At 33.5% G+C, this 18850-nt stretch carries 15 protein-coding genes; all 15 read left to right on the forward strand.

Annotated elements, in window-relative coordinates:
- A complete protein-coding gene (locus ACREWB_RS02115) occupies positions 1-1431 on the forward strand; it encodes a glutamate synthase subunit beta (RefSeq protein WP_431545831.1) in 1431 nt (476 codons plus the stop codon).
- A gap of 137 nt (positions 1432-1568) precedes the next feature.
- The gene (locus tag ACREWB_RS02120) at positions 1569-2957 is read left to right on the forward strand and encodes a sigma-54 interaction domain-containing protein (protein WP_431545832.1); all 1389 of its coding nucleotides are present in this window, start codon (positions 1569-1571) and stop codon (positions 2955-2957) included.
- Between the two features lie 241 nt (positions 2958-3198).
- The gene (ortA, locus tag ACREWB_RS02125) at positions 3199-3492 is read left to right on the forward strand and encodes a 2-amino-4-oxopentanoate thiolase subunit OrtA (protein WP_431545833.1); all 294 of its coding nucleotides are present in this window, start codon (positions 3199-3201) and stop codon (positions 3490-3492) included.
- 41 nt (positions 3493-3533) lie between these two features.
- Positions 3534-4946, forward strand: a complete 1413-nt coding sequence (gene ortB, locus ACREWB_RS02130; protein WP_431545834.1) for a 2-amino-4-oxopentanoate thiolase subunit OrtB — start codon at positions 3534-3536, stop codon at positions 4944-4946.
- Between the two features lie 14 nt (positions 4947-4960).
- Positions 4961-5326 (forward strand): ornithine aminomutase subunit alpha, encoded by a 366-nt coding sequence (locus ACREWB_RS02135; protein WP_431545835.1) that lies wholly within the window; start codon positions 4961-4963, stop codon positions 5324-5326.
- Positions 5326-7539 carry a D-ornithine 4,5-aminomutase subunit OraE gene (gene oraE, locus ACREWB_RS02140; RefSeq protein ID WP_431545836.1) on the forward strand — a complete coding sequence of 738 codons (2214 nt, stop codon included), beginning with the start codon at positions 5326-5328 and terminating at the stop codon, positions 7537-7539. The genes ACREWB_RS02135 and oraE overlap by 1 nt, the downstream gene beginning before the upstream one ends.
- Before the next feature lie 15 nt (positions 7540-7554).
- A complete protein-coding gene (locus tag ACREWB_RS02145) occupies positions 7555-8940 on the forward strand; it encodes a GlmL-related ornithine degradation protein (RefSeq protein ID WP_431545837.1) in 1386 nt (461 codons plus the stop codon).
- Positions 8941-8958: 18 nt separating this feature from the next.
- Positions 8959-10032 carry an ornithine racemase Orr gene (orr, locus tag ACREWB_RS02150; protein WP_431545838.1) on the forward strand — a complete coding sequence of 358 codons (1074 nt, stop codon included), beginning with the start codon at positions 8959-8961 and terminating at the stop codon, positions 10030-10032.
- 21 nt (positions 10033-10053) lie between these two features.
- Positions 10054-11109, forward strand: coding sequence for a 2,4-diaminopentanoate dehydrogenase (gene ord, locus ACREWB_RS02155; RefSeq protein ID WP_431545839.1), 1056 nt, complete (start codon positions 10054-10056; stop codon positions 11107-11109).
- A 347-nt stretch (positions 11110-11456) separates the two neighbouring features.
- On the forward strand, positions 11457-12674 hold the full coding sequence (locus ACREWB_RS02160; RefSeq protein WP_431545840.1) for a quaternary amine ABC transporter ATP-binding protein: 1218 nt from the start codon (positions 11457-11459) through the stop codon (positions 12672-12674).
- Positions 12643-13485 (forward strand): ABC transporter permease, encoded by an 843-nt coding sequence (locus ACREWB_RS02165; protein WP_431545841.1) that lies wholly within the window; start codon positions 12643-12645, stop codon positions 13483-13485. The genes ACREWB_RS02160 and ACREWB_RS02165 overlap by 32 nt, the downstream gene beginning before the upstream one ends.
- A 77-nt stretch (positions 13486-13562) precedes the next feature.
- Positions 13563-14462, forward strand: coding sequence for a glycine betaine ABC transporter substrate-binding protein (locus ACREWB_RS02170; RefSeq protein WP_431545842.1), 900 nt, complete (start codon positions 13563-13565; stop codon positions 14460-14462).
- A 307-nt stretch (positions 14463-14769) separates the two neighbouring features.
- Positions 14770-15930 (forward strand): galactokinase, encoded by a 1161-nt coding sequence (locus ACREWB_RS02175; RefSeq protein WP_431545843.1) that lies wholly within the window; start codon positions 14770-14772, stop codon positions 15928-15930.
- A 61-nt stretch (positions 15931-15991) separates the two neighbouring features.
- Entirely contained in the window at positions 15992-17713 is a 1722-nt protein-coding gene (locus ACREWB_RS02180; RefSeq protein ID WP_431545844.1) for a solute:sodium symporter family transporter, read from the forward strand.
- Positions 17714-17755: 42 nt separating this feature from the next.
- Complete coding sequence (locus ACREWB_RS02185; RefSeq protein WP_431545845.1) at positions 17756-18784, forward strand: LacI family DNA-binding transcriptional regulator; 1029 nt, start codon at positions 17756-17758, stop codon at positions 18782-18784.
- The last annotated feature ends 66 nt before the right edge of the window (positions 18785-18850 follow it).

Raw genomic sequence — 18850 nt, forward strand, 5'->3', positions numbered from 1 at the left:
ATGGGAAAATTAGGAGCATTTAAGCTATATACTCGTAAAAACTTTACAAAAAGAAAAGTTGAGGAAAGAGTCAAAGATTATAACGAGGTTTATATATCTCTTGAAGATAGTGAACTAGCAGAACAGGCTTCACGGTGCATGAGTTGCGGAATAGCTTTTTGCAATTGGGGATGTGCACTTGGGAATTTGGTACCAGATTGGAACGATATGGTTTACAATGAGAATTGGAAGAAAGCCTATAAGAGATTAAGTCTTACAAATAACTTTCCAGAATTCACGGGTAGATTATGTCCAGCTCCTTGTGAAGGGGCTTGTACACTTGGAATAAATAGAAAAGCCGTATGCATAAGGGATATTGAACTTAGTATCATTGAAAGGGCTTTTAAAGAAGGGTTTATACGTGCTAAACATCCTAAGATTAGAACAAATAAAAAAATAGCTGTGATTGGATCGGGTCCAGCAGGGCTTGCCGCAAGTGCTCAACTTAACTCAGTGGGTCATACTGTTACTGTATTTGAGAGAGCACAGAAAATTGGAGGCTTACTACGGTATGGAATACCAGACTTTAAATTAGAAAAGAAAATCATAGATAGAAGATTAAATTTACTTATAGAAGAAGGCGTTCGTTTTGAAACTTCAATAAATGTAGGTGTAGATATAAAAGTTGATACTCTACTTAAGGACTTTGATGCGATTATTTTAACTGGTGGATCTACGGTTTCTAGAGATTTAAATATAGAGGGAAGGGAACTTACAGGCGTACATTTTGCAGTGAAATATTTGAAAATACAAAATAAAAATAATTCCGGGGAAAATGTAGAGGAGCAGATCAGTGCTAAGGATAAAGTAGTGGTCGTTATTGGGGGAGGAGATACAGGGTCGGACTGCGTTGGAACTGCAATAAGACAGGGAGCAAAACAGGTTGTTCAGCTTGAAATTATGCCCAAACCACCAGTTGAAAGGGATATGACTATGCCTTGGCCTACTTATCCACTCACGCTGAAAACTACAACTTCTCATGAAGAAGGTTGCACGCGCGAATGGTGTGTAAGTACTAAAAAAATTATTGGAGAAAAAGACGCAGTAAAGAAATTACAATGCGTACGAGTTCAATGGGTTACAGATGAAAGTGGACAGAGACAGATGAGTGAAATAGAGGATAGTGAATTTGTTATAGAGGCGGATTTAATTATTTTAGCTATGGGTTTTCTCCATACGCAGCATGAGGGCCTTATTCATGACTTGGGACTTACACTTGATGCACGTGGAAATGTGTGTACAGATTCTAATTATGCAACAAATATAAATAAAGTATTTGCCGCAGGGGATTTAAGAAGTGGTCAATCACTTATTGTGAAAGCCATAAAAGAAGGTAGATGTGTTGCAAAAAATGTTGATATGATGTTAATGGGGGAAACGTTCTTAAAATAGTTAAAGAGTAATTGACTTATATTAGTAGTACATTCATAATAAAAGAGTAATCTATTATAGATTACTCTTTTATTATGAATGTAATGTAAGCAATTACATGGTTTGTTATAAATAAATCAAAAGAGGGGACGGGTAGTATGGAGAGGAAATTGCCCAGCGCAGAAAAGATACTAGAATGTTTATTAGAAAATTTGGAAGAAGGAATTCAAGTAGTAGATAGTGATGGCAAAACTGTATATTATAATAGTGCCATGGGAAAAGTAGAAGGAGTAGAACTTAATGAAGTAATAGGTAAAAAGGTTAGTGAGTATTTAGAGGATGTAAAAGATGATGATTCTACTATTATGAGTGTATTAAAAACTGGTGAAAAAATTGTAGATTTAATACAACATTATGGTAATGGATATAAGAAAAAAGTTACTACTATAAATACTACACTGCCAGTAACTGTAGATAATAAGATTATAGCAGTTATTGAAATAGCTAAGGATATGACTCAGCTAAAAGAACTAACTGAAAGTATTTGTAAATTGCAAAACCCAGATAAAAAGAAGAAGAGACATTATACTTTTAATGATATATATGGTGATAATCCTGCTATGAAACTTGTTATAGAGAAGGCTAAAAAAGCTAGCATGTCAAGTTCCTCTGTATTATTATATGCAGAAACTGGTTCAGGAAAAGAAGTTTTTTCTCAAAGTATTCATTATGGAGGAGCAAGAAAAGATAAGCCTTTTATACCTATAAATTGTGCAACTATTCCTGCACTATTACTTGAGGGAATGCTTTTTGGTACAGAAAAAGGTGGATTTACAGGGGCGGAGAATAAAAAAGGACTATTTGAAGAAGCAAACCATGGAACTCTTCTATTAGATGAAGTTAATTCACTAGAACCATATCTTCAATCTAAACTTTTAAGAGTACTTCAAGAGGGATATATAAGACCAGTAGGAAGTACTAAAAATATAGATGTTGATGTTAGAATAATAGCTACATTAAATGAAGAACCAGAGAAGCTTATTGAGAATGGTAAATTAAGAAAAGATTTCTATTATAGGTTATGTGTATTGAGAATAAATATCCCTCCACTAAGAGAGAGAAAAGAGGATATTCCAATATTCGTAGATAAATTAATTCAGAAATACAATAAAATTTTAGGTAAGAATATAAGAGGAATCGATGAAATTATGATGAGAAAACTTCAGGAATATAATTGGCCAGGGAATATCCGCGAGCTAACTAATGTTATTGAAGCTGCGATAAATATGGCTGAAAATAACTCGTTTTTAATAGAAAACTATTTTGATTCCAGAGTGGTATATGAAAACAGTAAAAACTATCCGGATATTATATTAAATCTAGACGAGAGTTTTGTACTAGAAAATTATATGAATGGTATTGAAAAGAACATTATAGAAAAGATATTAAAAAAGAATAATTATAATGTTAGCAAAGCTGCTAGAGAACTAAGTATTTCAAGGCAAAATTTGCAATACAAAATAAAAATATACGAAATTATAGAGTAATTATAGGAATGGCAAAAAAATTTGCTATACATGCAAGATATTTTGCATGCATAATAATCTCTGTAAGTACTGACAACTCACACATTTATTTATTTTTGTATAAAAACGCAGAATATTTTGCGATTAATCAGCACGTGTATTTGGGCCAATGGCTTAAATACATGTGTTTTATTTTTGGCACGGTATTTGCTTTATAGTAATAAAGTACTGTTAATAATAATTTTTTATTTTGGAGGTGTGAATGATGATAAAAAAAGGTACCTTTGTTGAAGTAGAAGAAATCGTTTTAATACCAGAAGATAGAGCCGAAAACATACCAGATGAGACAAAAAAGACGCCTCTTAAGTGTTGGACGCGTGGCAGGTGTACTAGTGACTGTGAGCTGGGAAATGAGGTAGAAGTTGAAACTAATGTAGGTAGAATTGTCAGAGGCACAGTTGTAGATGTAGAGCCAGGATATTATCATACTTATGGTAAATACGTTGAAGAAATAGGTAATATAGGAAAACAAGCTAAAGTTATAATAGCACAATAAAATTGCAACTTAAGTTTGGTTATAAGAGGAGGTTATAAAGCATGAGTAAATATGAAGAGCTTATGGCACGAAAGAATGAAATAATTCTTGAGTCTATAGGAATAGATTATAGTAAATATGAAACTGGGAAGCTTTCATTTAATTACGAGGGACTAATGAAAGATGTTGGATATTGTTTAGAAGAAATCAAAGAAATCCAAAATGAGGTGGGCGTAGGAAATACTCCACTTTTAGAACTTAAAAATATTACTAAGCTGGCGAGAAAGACTTCCAAAACTGGACATGCGGCTAGAATATTTATAAAGGATGAAAGTTGTAACCCCTCTGGAAGTTTTAAAGATAGGAGAGCTTGTATATCTGTATTTGACGCAATGAAGAGAGGGTACAAAGGCGTAGGAGCAGCAACTTCGGGTAACTATGGGGCTGCGGTTGCATCACAAGCTAACATTAGAGGTCTTAAGTGTATAATTGCCAATGAATGTTATGATTCAAAAAAAATAGGCCAACCAGAAATATTGGAAAAGGGAAGAAAGTGTGAGGGGTTTGGAGCAGAAGTTGTTAGACTTACTGTAGGTCCAGAATTATTCTACTCTTACCTTAAAATTCTAGAGGATACAAAATATTATAATGCATCATTATATTCATCTTACGGCGTTGCCGGTATTGAAACACTAGGATATGAAATAGCTGAGCAGTGTCGAGAAAAGTTAGGTAAAGATCCTGAGGCGGTTATTATAACCCATGCAGGCGGTGGAAATGTTACAGGTACTGCAAGAGGACTTATTAAGGCAGGTGCTTTGGATACAAAGATAATAGGAGCATCAGTTGATCTTTCAGGCCTTCATATGGCGTCAGATATAGACTTTAATAAAAAATCGTTTACTACGGGACATACAGGGTTTGGAATTCCATTTATGACGTACCCTGATAGATCAGATGTACCGAGAAGCGCTGCTAGACCACTAAGGTATTTAGACAGATATGTAACTACCACTCAAGGTGAAGTATTTTGGATGACAGAAATATTAGCGCAGCTTGAAGGACTAGAAAGAGGACCAGCAGGAAACGTTTCTCTTGTAGCTGCTTTTGCAATTGCTCAGGAATATGATGATGATGCCATAATAGTTGTCCAAGAGACAGAATATACAGGAGCGGGAAAACATTTAATACCACAGCTTAATTTTGCTAAAGACAACGGAATTAAGGTTTATGTAGGGGATCCGAAAGAGCAAGTGCCTGGGGTCAATATAGTAATTCCGTCTCATCCATCAGTGGTTAAAGTAACAGATATAGATATGGAAGGATTAAAAAAATCCTACATGAAAAATATAATAAATAGATTAACAGATAATAAAGTTGATCAGGTTGATATTGATTTTTTATCCGTAGAAACAAAACTAAGCTGCGAAAAAGTAGTAGAAATTTTAAATGAGCACAATGTTCAAATATGTTAGGAGGAAATTAATTTATGAAAAGAGAAGATGATTTTGAGAAAAGAAGTGAGCATTTAAAGGGACTAACAGAGGAGCAATTATATGATAGATTTTGGAGTTTAACAGAAAAAATCGTAAAACCAATAGTGGATTTAGCTTATACCCATACCTCCCCAGCTATTGAGCGGTCTGTAGTTTTAAGAATGGGATTTTCAAGTTTACAGGCAAAACCATTAATTGATTATGGTACAAAGTACAACTTACTAGGAAAAGGTATTGGAAATGTCATTTTAACTTACGCAAAACTAAAGCACATGGATTACCTTAAAGCAGGTGAAGAATTAGCTAGTGGTATAGGTTGGGATAAAGTATCAGAAAAAATGAAGGGAAGTGACAAGTAATGGTCCACAAGTTAGAAGAAAATGTAAAGCTTAATGTAGAAGAAATATTAAAAGACTTAGATAAGTATGAGCCAAAATGGAGAGGTTGGCACTGGAGAGAAGAAAATAAAGAAGGAAAAGTGGGAGAATTCACTTATCATGAAATATCAGCTCCACTTAAGAAAAGTCATGGCCTCCCAGCATCAAGAAGTTTTGAAGGTATAGACCCTCAGCCAAGACCTGTCATTACCACAGAAATAGCGTCAGGAAGATTTGAAGATGATATAAGAAGAATGAGAATGGCAGCCTGGCATGGTGCTGATCATTTAATGGTAATAAGGACAATGGGACAAAGTCATTTTGACGGACTACTCGAAGGAAGTCCAGAGGGTATAGGCGGCGTACCAATAACTAGAAAAGAAGTTAGGGCAACAAGAAAAGCTATAGATTTAATAGAAGAAGAAGTAGGGAGAAGAATTAATTTCCATTCCTATGTATCCGGTGTGGCTGGTCCTGATGTAGCAGTTATGTTCGCAGAAGAAGGCGTTAACGGAGCTCATCAAGATCCACAATATAACGTGCTTTATAGGAACATAAATATGTATAGATCTTTTGTAGATGCAGCAGTTGCAAAAGGTGTAATGGCTTTTGCAGAAATTCTTCAAATTGATGGTGCACATAATGCAAATGCAACAGCTATGAAGGGATATAAAGTAATGCCAGAACTTATGGTACAACATGCAATAAATTCTTGTTTCTCAGAACTGGTAGGTATGAAACCAGAAAATATTGCGCTTTCAACTGTACCACCAACTTCAGCACCAGCTCCTTGTATGAGATATGACTTGCCTTATGCAGTAGCTCTTAGACATTTCTTTAAAAAATATAAAATGAGGGCTCAAATGAATACAAAATATGTAGAATCTTGTGAAAGAGAAGCTACAGTTGGTCATACACTTAATTTATTAATTTCAGAATTAACTTCAGTTGATATTCAAAGTACTATAACCCCTGATGAAGGACGTAATGTTCCGTGGCATTATAATAATATTCATGCTATAAATACTGCAAAACAGTCGTTTTTAGGTATGGATGGACTAATGGACATGATAGAACTTAAAAAGACTGGTTATTTACCTGAAAAAGCTAGAGAATTAGAAGAAAGAGCTATATTGTTCCTTGAGGAAATGGTAGAGGTAGGAGGATATTTTAAAGCAGTTGATTCAGGATTCTTTATAGATTCAGGTGAGTATCCAGAAAGAAATGATGACGGTATTTCAAGAAAGATGGACGGCGGAGATGCTGTGGACACAATAGTTCTGAGAGACAGTGATTATTATGCACCAGTTTGTGGTCACTTTGGATTTAATAATGTTCCAAGTGAATATAAAAAAGCTTGCGATCCTATTTCTGAGTGTACATTATGTGACCATTCAAAAATCCAATATATAGATGAATTAGACCAGAATGATAATGTATTTAAGAGAATGGAAAAAGTTAAAGAAGATGGAACTGTGGTTCCTGAAGTTCAATGGGCTAAAGATGGGTACGTAAAGATTACTTTATTTATTCCTGAAAACGAACAAATTGCTGAAGCGGCAGCCATTGAAATGGGTAAGAGAATGAACTTAAAAGATGTAGAAATTCTTCATAAACAAGTACTTCAAAAAGCTGAAGGTTGCCTTGTAGAAATTAAGGGTGTTTGCGATTTTACTCCTGTAAAAAGAGATGAATTAGTACTTCCCAAAAGAAGAAAAGTGCTCTCAAATCAAGTTATGAAAGATTACGTAAAAGAGCACCCAATAAAAATTGCTGCTGGAACAGTAGGAGAAGATGAACATTCAGTTGGACTAAGAGAAATTATAGATATTAAACATGGTGGTGTAGAAAGGTTTGGTATAGATGCACTTTATCTTGGAACTTCTTGTCCAATTGAAAAGTTAGTGGATGCTGCTATAGAATCTAAAGCTCAAGCAATACTTTGTAGTACAATTATTTCTCATAATGATGTCCATATAAAGAATATGAGAAAGCTTAGTGATCTTTGCATAGAAAAAGGGGTAAGGGATAAAATTATACTTATTTCAGGTGGAACACAAGTAACAGATGAAATAGCTAAAGCAAACGGTATGGATGTTGGGTTTGGACGTGGATCAAATGGTACAGGTGTTGCATCCTTCATAATAAAAAGGTTAATGGGTATTCCTGATATTGAAGAAGAGGAAGAATCGTAAAAGGAGGGAATTCTTGTGAAGGTAGATTATCTAGTTGCTGAAATAGGTAGCACTACCACTTTAGTTACAGCTTTTAATGTAGCCTATGACGATAAGGGCCGCGTTTCTGTAAACATCCCTTTTCAAGGTAAAAGCTGTACCACAGTAACAGATGGTGATGTAACTATGGGACTCAAAAGTGCAATAAAAGATATAGAAAATCAAATTCAGGAGTCAATTACATGGGAAAAAATGCTAGCTACATCAAGTGCGGCAGGTGGTCTTCGTATAACTGTTCATGGACTTATGCAGCAGATGACGGTTAAGGCTGCTAGAGAAGCTGCCCTTGGTGCTGGTGGTATCATAAAAATGGTTACTGCTGGTAAGATGAGAAAAAGTGATTTAAAGAGAATCCATGATATAAGTCCTAACATGATAATGATTGCTGGGGGAACGGATTATGGTGAAAGAGAGACTGCTCTTTATAATGCAGAACTTATAAGTAAGGAAAAATTTAGCATTCCTATTGTATACTGTGGAAATATTGAAAATCAAGAAGAAATAAAAGATATCTTTTACGGACAAGAGATTTATGTTATTGATAACGTATATCCAATGGTGGATACATTGAATGTGGAACCAGCAAGAAGAATAATACAACAGGCTTTTGAAAAGAATATTGTAAAAGCTCCTGGGATGAATAAAATAAAAGAAATGGTAAATGGAAGCATAATGCCAACTCCAGGAGCAGTTATGGAAAGCTCAAAAGTTTTGTATGAAATGATAGGAGACCTGGTGGTTTTTGATGTAGGTGGTGCTACCACAGATGTACATTCTGTTACGGAAGGAAGCAGTGCAGTTTTAGATATGCTAATAAATCCTGAACCAAAGGCTAAAAGAACTGTAGAAGGGGATCTTGGAGTTTTTATTAATAGCAAAAATCTTATAGATTTACTTGACCCTAGGGATTTAGGTGGATATACTGTGGAAGATATAAGTCGACATATAAAAGCTATACCTAAAGAAGTAGAGGATATAAATGCAAGTAGACTTTTGTCGAAAAAAGCTATAGATGTTGCAATAGATAGGCACGTAGGGTTCATAAAAAGAAAATATGATGGCGAAAGTGGTTTTGTGGCTTATGGTAAAGATTTATCTGAGGTTAAATATATAATAGGCACTGGAGGAGCACTCACAAGGCTTCCTAAGGGTGAAGACTTACTCCTTACAATAAGATACTTAAAGGATGAGGTTACGATGTTACCTAAAAAAGCTGCTAAAGTACTTCTAGATAAAAACTATATTATGGCATGTGCCGGGGTTCTAAGTAGAGAAAATAGTGAAGTTGCAAAAGCACTTTTAATTCAAAGTTTAGGCATAACAATGGATATGGAAATTGATGAAGAGAGTAGTCTAGTTTAGAAGAAGGAGAGTAGCTATATGAAAAAGATTTATCCTTGTGTGGAAGTGGATTTAGCAAAATTAACACACAACGTAAAGAATGTATTAGCCATGTGTAATAAAACGTATATAGAGGTTACTATGGTAACTAAAGTCTTTTGTGCAAATAAGCCTATTGTTGAGACTATACTTAGCGCTGGAGTTAAATCAGTTGCAGATTCTAGAATTATGAATTTAAAAAAAATGAATGATTTAAATTGTAATAAGATGATGCTTAGAATTCCAATGATAAGTGAAGCATATGAGGTTGCAAAATATAGTGATGTAAGCTTAAATTCGGAGCTTTCTACAATTGTGAAGCTGGGTGAAGCTTCACAAGATTTAAATAAAATTCATAATATTATACTAATGGTAGATTTAGGAGATTTAAGAGAGGGAGTATTAGCTGAGGATGTAGGTTCCATAGTTAAAGAAATAGTAAAATTAGATAATATTAAGTTAATTGGACTGGGCACGAATCTTACTTGTTATGGTGGAGTAATTCCTGATAGAGAAAACTTGGGGAAACTTATAGAGTTAAAATGGGATGTAGAAAAAACCTTTGGACTTAGTTTATCCGTAATTTCAGGAGGAAACTCTAGTAGTCTTTATATGGTTATGAATGGTACTATGCCAGAAGAAATTAATCAGCTTAGGATAGGTGAGTCAATAGTTCTTGGTAGGGAAACTGCTTATGGACTCTCTGTGCCTAATTGTTATGAAGATGTTTTTATATTAAAGGGTGAAATAATTGAAATAAAGAGCAAACCAACATTACCAAGGGGTATTATAGGAATGGATGCTTTTGGTAATAAACCTAATTTTAAAGATGAAGGAATAAGAAAAAGAGCTATTATTGCAGTAGGAAGACAAGATATAAGACTGGAAGGGTTAGTTCCAATTGACCATAATATAAGTATTTTTGGTGCAAGTAGTGATCATCTAATTATAGATGTAACGGATTGTGAAAAAGAACTAATAGTGGGAGATATAGTGGACTTTAAAATAGATTATGGTTGTCTTTTAGCAGCTATGACCTCCCCTTATGTTGAAAAGTATTATAATAATTTATAAAATTATGAGGAGGAAAATATTATGAAAAATAAGATAAGAGTAGTAGTTTGGGGACTTGGCGTAATGGGAAGCGGTATTGCTAAAATGGTACTTAATAAAGAGGGGTTTACTATCGTAGGTGCTATAGATATGGATCCGAGTAAAGTTTCTAAAAAACTTTATGAAGTATTAGGTGTAGAAGCGAGTGAAGATAATTCTTGCATAGTTACAAAAAATGCTGAAGATGTTATAAAGAAAGGTTATGCAGATGTTTGTCTTATGGCCACAGCTTCGTTTACGAAAGTTGTATTCCCATTAATAAAAATGGCTGCAGAAGCTGGCATGGATGTTGTAACAACAGCAGAAGAAATGTCCTACCCAAGGGCACTAGATAACGAATTATCAGATGAAATGGATAGAATTGCTAAAGAAAATAAGGTTTCTATATTAGGAACTGGAGTAAATCCAGGCTTTATAATGGATTTAGTTGCCATAATGCTTACAGGAGTTTGTGATACAGTTGATAGCATAAACGCTACTAGAGTTAATGACCTAGCTTGCTTTGGTAAAGCAGTTATGGTTGAGCAAGGAATAGGACTCAAAAAAGAAGAATTTATACAAGGCGTTAAAGACAATACAATAGATGGACATGTTGGATTTTTACAATCCTTTGGAATGTTTGAAGAAGCATTTAATATAAAGCTTAATAATATTAGGCAAGAAAAATCACCGATTTTAACAACTATTCCACGTAGTACTGATATTGTTTCAGTAAAAGCTGGAGACGTTGCTGGATGTAAACAATTAGGATTTGCAGATTTAGGAGATAAATTATTTATCACAATGGAACATCCTCAACAGATCAAACCAGAAATGGAGAATATTGATACTGGAGATTATGTAACTATTAAGGGTGTTCCAGACTTGAACCTTCAAATAAAACCAGAAATACCAGGTGGAATTGCTACAATAGCTATATGTGTTAATATGATTCCACTTGTAATGAATGCAGAGCCAGGATTAAAAACAATGCTTGATTTACCAGTTCCAAGAGCTATTCTTGGGGACGTTAGAAATTTAATAAAGGTAAGAAAATAATTAGGAGGAGCGTAAGCTCCTCCTAATTATTTTTATTTTTTCTGATTTAAAAATTATAGACATCCTTGTATTTTGTAAAGAATACTTCTATGGAATTCAAGGTGTTTTTAATCTAGAAATATGATATGTAATTAAACGAATAAATTAATATTAATGGTATAAACTAAATATGATATTATTCATGAAGTTTTAATATTGTTCATAAAATTATGTACTAAGTGTGTCGATATTTGTTGCAAGGTTGATTTTCTTAGGAAAATTTGGTACAATTAAGGAATGTGATATTAATCGGAATGATTATTGTACATATTTAATAATGCAGTTTAACTAAAGAAAGAGGTGGATAAATGTTAAAAATTGAAGTTAAAGGTTTGACCAAAATTTTCGGCAAAAACCCTAAACACGGAATTAGGCTTTTAGAAGAAGGAAAGTCAAAAACAGATATTCTAAAAGAAACTGGAATGACAGTAGGTGTAAATAGGGTATCCTTTGAAGTGCAGGCTGGAGAAGTTTTTGTGATTATGGGATTGTCAGGAAGTGGAAAATCCACTCTTGTTAGATTAATAAATCGCCTAATTGAGCCAAACGCGGGCAGTGTATTAGTAGATGGTGAAGATTTAGCAATAATGGATAAAAACAAATTAAGACAAACCAGAAGAAAAAAACTAAGCATGGTTTTTCAGGGATTCGGATTATTTCCTCATCGTACTATATTGGAAAATGCTGGATATGGACTGGAAGTACAAGGAATGAAGAAAAGTGAAATTCAAGAAATTGCTCGTAAATCATTAGAAATGGTAGGACTTGTAGGATATGCAGATCAATATCCAAGTCAATTATCAGGAGGAATGAAGCAAAGGGTAGGGCTTGCAAGAGCGTTAGCTAATGATCCTGATATTCTACTCATGGATGAAGCATTTTCAGCACTAGACCCATTGATTCGTAAAGAGATGCAAGATGAACTTTTAGGATTACAATTATCTATGCATAAAACAATTATATTTATAACTCATGACTTAGATGAGGCACTTAAAATTGGAGATAGGATTGCAATAATGAAAGATGGAATAATTGCACAGATTGGTACTCCAGAAGAAATCATGACAAACCCAGCTGATGATTATGTTAGAAAATTTGTTGAAGACGTAGATAGATCAAAGGTTTTCTCAGCACAACATGTTATGAAGCGTCCGGAAACTATAGAGGTGGAAAAGCATGGTCCTCGAGTTGCACTACAACGTATGAAGCAAGCTGGAATTTCAAGTATTTATGTTGTTAATAAAAACAGAGAATTCCTTGGTGTTGTAACTGCAGATGCTGCATCAGAAGCAGTGAAAAATGGAAATAAGGATATCTATGATGTTATGATTACAGATGTTCCTGTAGTTGCTCCAGATTTATCATTAAATGATTTATTTGAGATAATCCATAATTCACCTGTACCAGTAGCTGTTGTTGAAGATAAGATATTAAAAGGAATTATAGTTCGAGGTGCAGTCCTTGCGGCTCTTGCAGGAAATGAGGTGAATCTAAATGACACAAATACCACAATTACCAATAGTTAAATGGGCTGACATGCTTGTAGCATGGCTTAGAGAAAATGCTCAATGGTTTTTTGAACCAATTAAAGATTTGCTTGATGGCATTGTAACTGGTTTAAGTGATGCTTTAATAGCTATACCGCCATTAGTTTTTATTTTACTTGTGGTAGCATTAACTATATTCTTAACCAAGAAAAAATGGGGATTATCTGTATTTGCATTACTAGGATTACTATTAATACAAAATCTTGGATATTGGGAACAAACAATGCTTACTCTGTCACTTATATTAACGTCTAGTTCAATATCAATTCTAATAGGAGTTCCTGTTGGAATTTGGATGTCAAAAAACAAAACGGTTCAAAATATAATAACACCAGTATTAGACTTTATGCAGACAATGCCTGCATTTGTTTATTTAATACCAGCTGTTTCTTTCTTTGGAATAGGAATGGTACCAGGAATTATTGCATCTGTTATATTTGCAATGCCCCCAGTGGTAAGGTTAACTAATCTTGGTATTCGCCAAGTTTCTGAAGAATTGATTGAAGCAGCAAATGCCTTTGGTTCAACCCCTACTCAGAAACTATTTAAAGTACAACTACCACTTGCAAAAAACACAATTATGGCAGGAGTTAACCAAACAATTATGTTATCGCTATCTATGGTAGTTATAGCTTCAATGATTGGTGCAGATGGGTTAGGTGTTGAAGTTTTTAGAGCGGTAACAAGAAATGAAGCCGGACAAGGTTTTGCTTCGGGAATTGCTATTGTTATATTAGCGATGATACTAGACAGAATAACACAAGCACTAAATAAAAAAAGTAATGGTTAAAAGTTAAATTCAAATAATAATTTGTTAGAAATATTGACAAACTAATATACATATATAATAAAAGGAGGAATAAATTTATGATTAAAAACAATTGGAAAAAAATTAGTATGGTAGCCTTTAGTCTAGTAGCTCTAACTTTTGTTGGATGTAGTAGTAAAAGCGGTGAAGGAACAAAAAAAGCTGATGCAACTTATGGTGAGCAAATGGATTATAAGATTACAGGTATAGATGCTGGGGCAGGCGTAATGCAAGCTGCTGAAAAAGCTATGAAAGACTATGACACAAAATTTAAAGTACAGAGCAGTTCAGGCGCTGCTATGACACAAGCGCTTGCAGATGCTTATGCAAAAAAAGAACCAATTATAATTACTGGTTGGTCACCTCACTGGATGTTTAGTAAATATGATTTGAAATATTTAAAAGACCCTAAAAAATCTTTTGGTGATGCTGAGCATATAAACACAGTAGTACGTAAGGATTTAAAAAAGGATGATCCTAATGCTTATAAAATATTAGACCAATTTGTTTGGGAACCATCAGACTCTGAATCTGTAATGCTAGAAATTAACGCAGGCAAAGACGCAAAGAAAATTGCAAGACAATGGATTACTGATAATAAAGAAAAAGTAAGCAAGTGGACAGAAGGAACAGAAAAAGTAGATGGTAAAGAAATCAAGCTTGCTTATGTTGCTTGGGATACAGAAATTGCTTCTACTAATGTAATTGGATTAGCACTGGAAGATATGGGATACGAAGTTAAACTTACTCAAGTTGATGCTGGGCCTATGTGGGCTGCGGTAGGTAATGGAGATGTTGATGCTATTGTTGCAGCTTGGTTACCAGGTACCCATGCAAAATATATAGAAGATTACAAAGGTAAAGTTGAAGATCTAGGACCAAATCTAGAGGGCGCTAAAATAGGTTTAGTTGTTCCGACATATATGGACATTGATTCTATAGAAGATTTGGCTAAATAAATATAAGTTAAAAAAGGACCTTTAAGGTCCTTTTTTTTAAATTTCAATCATAATATAGAGATAGATTATCGTTTGTTTAAAAGATGTTCACTAAAATAGTATTGTATAAGTAAAGTATATATGCTACCATGTAATCATAAAAGAAAAGGTTTTCTATTGATTCTATTTAAGTTAAACTTGCGTACTTATAAGAGTACGTTTTAAAATTAATGATAAAAGAAAAGGTTTTCTACCGCGGCTTTATGCTGATAACAGGTTTAACAAATATTACAAAAAATATTCTACTAAATAATTTGGAGGTACTAATATGGATATTAAAAAGCTTAAGGAGATATTCACAAAAATTTATGGGGAAAATAGCGATTGTACATTTTTCTCGCCAGGAAGAATAAATCTTATAGGGGAACACATTGATTACAATGGTGGATTTGTTTTCCCTTGCGCTTTAGATTTTGGAATTTATGGTTTGGTTAAAATAAGAGAAGATGATAAAATTAACTTTGCTTCCACAAATTTCGATTTAGTGGTTAATTCAAATTTGAAGGATATAAAATATATTGTGGAAGATGACTGGGCTAATTATCCCAAAGGCGTAATAAAAATAATGAAAGATAACGGATATGATGTTAAAGGCATGGATATTTTAATAAGCGGTAATATACCAAATGGTGCGGGGCTATCTTCCTCAGCGTCATTGGAGGTTCTTACAGCTGAAATAGTTAATAATCTATTTAATAAGGGCAGCATTGATAAGATAGAATTAGTTAAAATGTCACAAAAAGCTGAAAATGATTTTGTTGGTGTGAATTGTGGAATTATGGATCAATTTGCAATTCTAATGGGCAAAACAGCTAAGGCTATTCTTCTTAATTGTGAGACGTTAGAATATAATTATGCAGATGTTAACCTTTTAGATTGTGATATTGTCATAATGAATACAAATAAAAGGCGTGCACTTAATGAATCAAAATATAATGAAAGAAGAGCTGAATGTGAAAAAGCACTAGAAGTAATAAGAACGGTAAAAGACATAAAAAATTTATGTGAATTGAAGCCAGAAGAATTTGATGAAATAGAGAATTTATTTACAGATGAAAGGATTAAAAATAGAGCAAAACATGCAGTATATGAAAACGCAAGAGTAATAAGAGCATTTAATTGTTTAAATAATGGAGATCTTATTGAATTCGGAAGGTTGCTTATGGAATCTCATGATTCATTAAAACATTTATATGAAGTTACAGGAAAAGAACTTGACACAATTGTAGAGGAAGCACTGCTTACAGATGGATGCATAGGTGCAAGGATGACAGGTGCAGGGTTTGGAGGGTGTGCAATTGCAGTAGTAAAAAAAGATAAGATAGAATCATTTATCAGTAGAGTGAAAGATAAGTATACAAAAAGAATCGGTTACGAGCCAAGCTTTTATTCCACAGGAATTGGAGAGGGAACTCATAGAGTAGAATAATTATAATCCTAAAAAAGTTTTTATACTAAAATAAAGCAAACTAAAGATATGGAGATGTGTTATGCAAAACTTAATTATTTTGTCGTTTTTATTTTTTACGGGTTCAGTCGGAGTGTTTACTTATTTAAAAATAAGAGGTAATAACAAGAAGAATGTGTCCAAGGATTCATACTTTTTAGGTGGACGTAGCTTAACGGGGGCAGTTATAGGATCATCACTTTTGCTTGCAAATTTAAGTGCAGCAAACTTTGTTGGTATGAGTGCACAAGCTTACAGTGGTAATATGAGTAATATGGCGTATGAAGTTACTTCAGGACTTGTACTTGTTGTAGTGGCTATGTTTTTGTTGCCAAGATATTTGAAACAAGGAATAACAACAGTACCGGATTTTCTTGAGGACAGATATGATTCTGGTGTTAAGAAAACCGTTTCAATATTATTTTTATTGCTATATGTATTAAATTTACTTCCTACTACACTTTATTCCGGAGCTATTGCTCTAAGTCAGATATTTGATTTGCAAAATACTTTCGGAATAAGTTATGAGGCAAGTATATGGATTACAGTATGGGTTATAGGTATAATTGGTTTTTTCTATGCAATAATAGGAGGACTCAAAGCAATTGCAATAGCTGATACATTAAATGGAATTGCACTTGCCATCGGTGGTTTAATGGTACCTTTCTTTGGACTCTTATATCTTGGAAAGGGAAACTTTTCTAATGGATTATCAAATTTTGTAGCATCTTCACCAGATAAGTTAAATGCAGTGGGAGCTGCATCAGATCCTGTTCCTTTTGGTGCGGCAATTACAGGTTTATTATTAGTTAATCTTTATTATTGGGGAACTGATCAATCTATAATTCAGAGAGCGCTTGCAGCTAAAAATCTTAAAGAAGGTCAAAAGGGAGTAATTTTGGCAGGCTTTTTAAAGGTAATGACGCCTTTTATTGTAATTATACCAGGTATTATAGCTTTTCAAATATTTGGAGGAGGAGGAGTTAATCCCGATCTTATGTATTCAAAACTAGTTAATGTAGTCTTGCCAAAACCTTTAACAGGATTCTTTGCAGCAGCAATGTTTGGTGCAGTGCTAAGTACATTTACTGGAGTTCTAAACAGTGCGTCAACATTATTTGCATTGAATGTATACGGCCCTATTTTTGGAAAAGGTAAAAGTGATAGTGAGGTTGTTGCAAAGGCCAAATACTTTGGTATAATAATAGCACTAGTGTCAATGTTCATAGGACCATTTATAATGTACGTACCACAAGGTTTATTTCAATATTTACAAACAATAAATGGATATTTTAATGTGCCTATATTTGCTGTAGTATTTATTGGTTATGTTACAAAAAGGGTTCCTGCAATTGCAGCAAAGATATCACTAGTATTTTTCGTAACAACTTATGGAATATTACAGAATGTAATTAAGCCAGATCTCAATTTCCTTTATCAACTGCCAATATTATTTGTAGCAAGTTGTGTACTTATGCTGATAATAGGTAAAATTAAACCACGTGAAACTGCATATGTAATGAAAATGAAAACTGTAGTTGACGTAGAGCCTTGGGAGCATCGCCACGCAGCAGGTGGAGTAGTTGTATTTCTTATGATATCTATGTACATAGTATTCTCAAAACTTGGGCTAGCTTCAGGTAATGGAATTACAATTAGTACCTTTATGTATATACTAATTTTAGGAATTATAACATCTATTGCAGTAAGGTTTATAAAAAGAAGAGCTTTAGATAATAGTAAAAAAATTAAAGTTAGTAATTAGATATTACTGTTTCATGTAAAAAAAAATATTGGGGTGGCTATAATGAAAGTTAATATAAGAGATGTTGCGAGGGAAGCTAATGTTTCTATGAGTACTGTATCAAGAGTAATGAATAAAAATTATCCTGTTAAAGAAGAAACCAGAATTAGAGTTGAAATAGCTGTGAAAAAGCTAAATTTTAGTCCTAATACGTTGGCAAGATCGTTAATTAGTCAAAATACAAAAACAATAGGGATATTAGTTCCAAGCATAAACAATATCTTTTTTCCAACTGTAATTAAAGCTATTGAACATAACCTTAGAATAAACGGTTATTCAATTTATCTTTGTGACACAGATGATAATGCTGCTGAAGAGATAAATTATATAAAATCTCTTACAGGCAGACAAGTAGATGGTATTATAGTTATTGACCCTAAAACTGAGAATATGAAAAATGGGTACTATGAAAAAGTGAGTAGTGATATACCCCTAGTTTCAATCAATGGGTACAATGATAATATAAAATGTAATTTCGTATTAAATGATGAAGACAGTGGTGCAAGACAGGCTATGCAATATCTTTTAGAACTTGGGCATAAAAACATAATATTTGTAAGAGGCAGAGAAAGTTATTCATACGATATAAAAGAAGATGTTTACAATAAATTCATGGAAGAAAATAATTTAGCTGCTCAAAAGAAAATTATTGATATTGGTGAAGGAAATAGTTATAAAACTGTGAATGGCACAATGGATATAATGAGTAGTGAATTAGAAAAACTGAAAGCACCTTTAGCTGTATTTGCCTGTAATGATTTAATGGCCCTTGGAGTTATGAATGCATGTAAAATAATGAACTTTGATGTACCTAATGATGTTTCCATAGTTGGATTTGATAATAGTTACATTTCAAGCATGGTTGAACCGAAGATTACAACTGTAGATCAAAACATGTATTTGCTTGGAGAGAATGCTGCAAAAATGCTTTTGAACTTGATTTCAAATGGTAATGAGAAAGCTGGCAGAGTTAAATTAAAAACGCAACTTATTATTAGAAATAGTTGTAGCACTGCAAGGGATGATTTGTAAACAATTGACTTATTTTAAAAGTTCATTCATAATAAAATAGTAACTTAACTCTAGTTAAGTTACTAT

Source organism: Clostridium sp., from assembly GCF_050717635.1.
GTDB lineage: Bacteria > Bacillota > Clostridia > Clostridiales > Clostridiaceae > Clostridium_AD.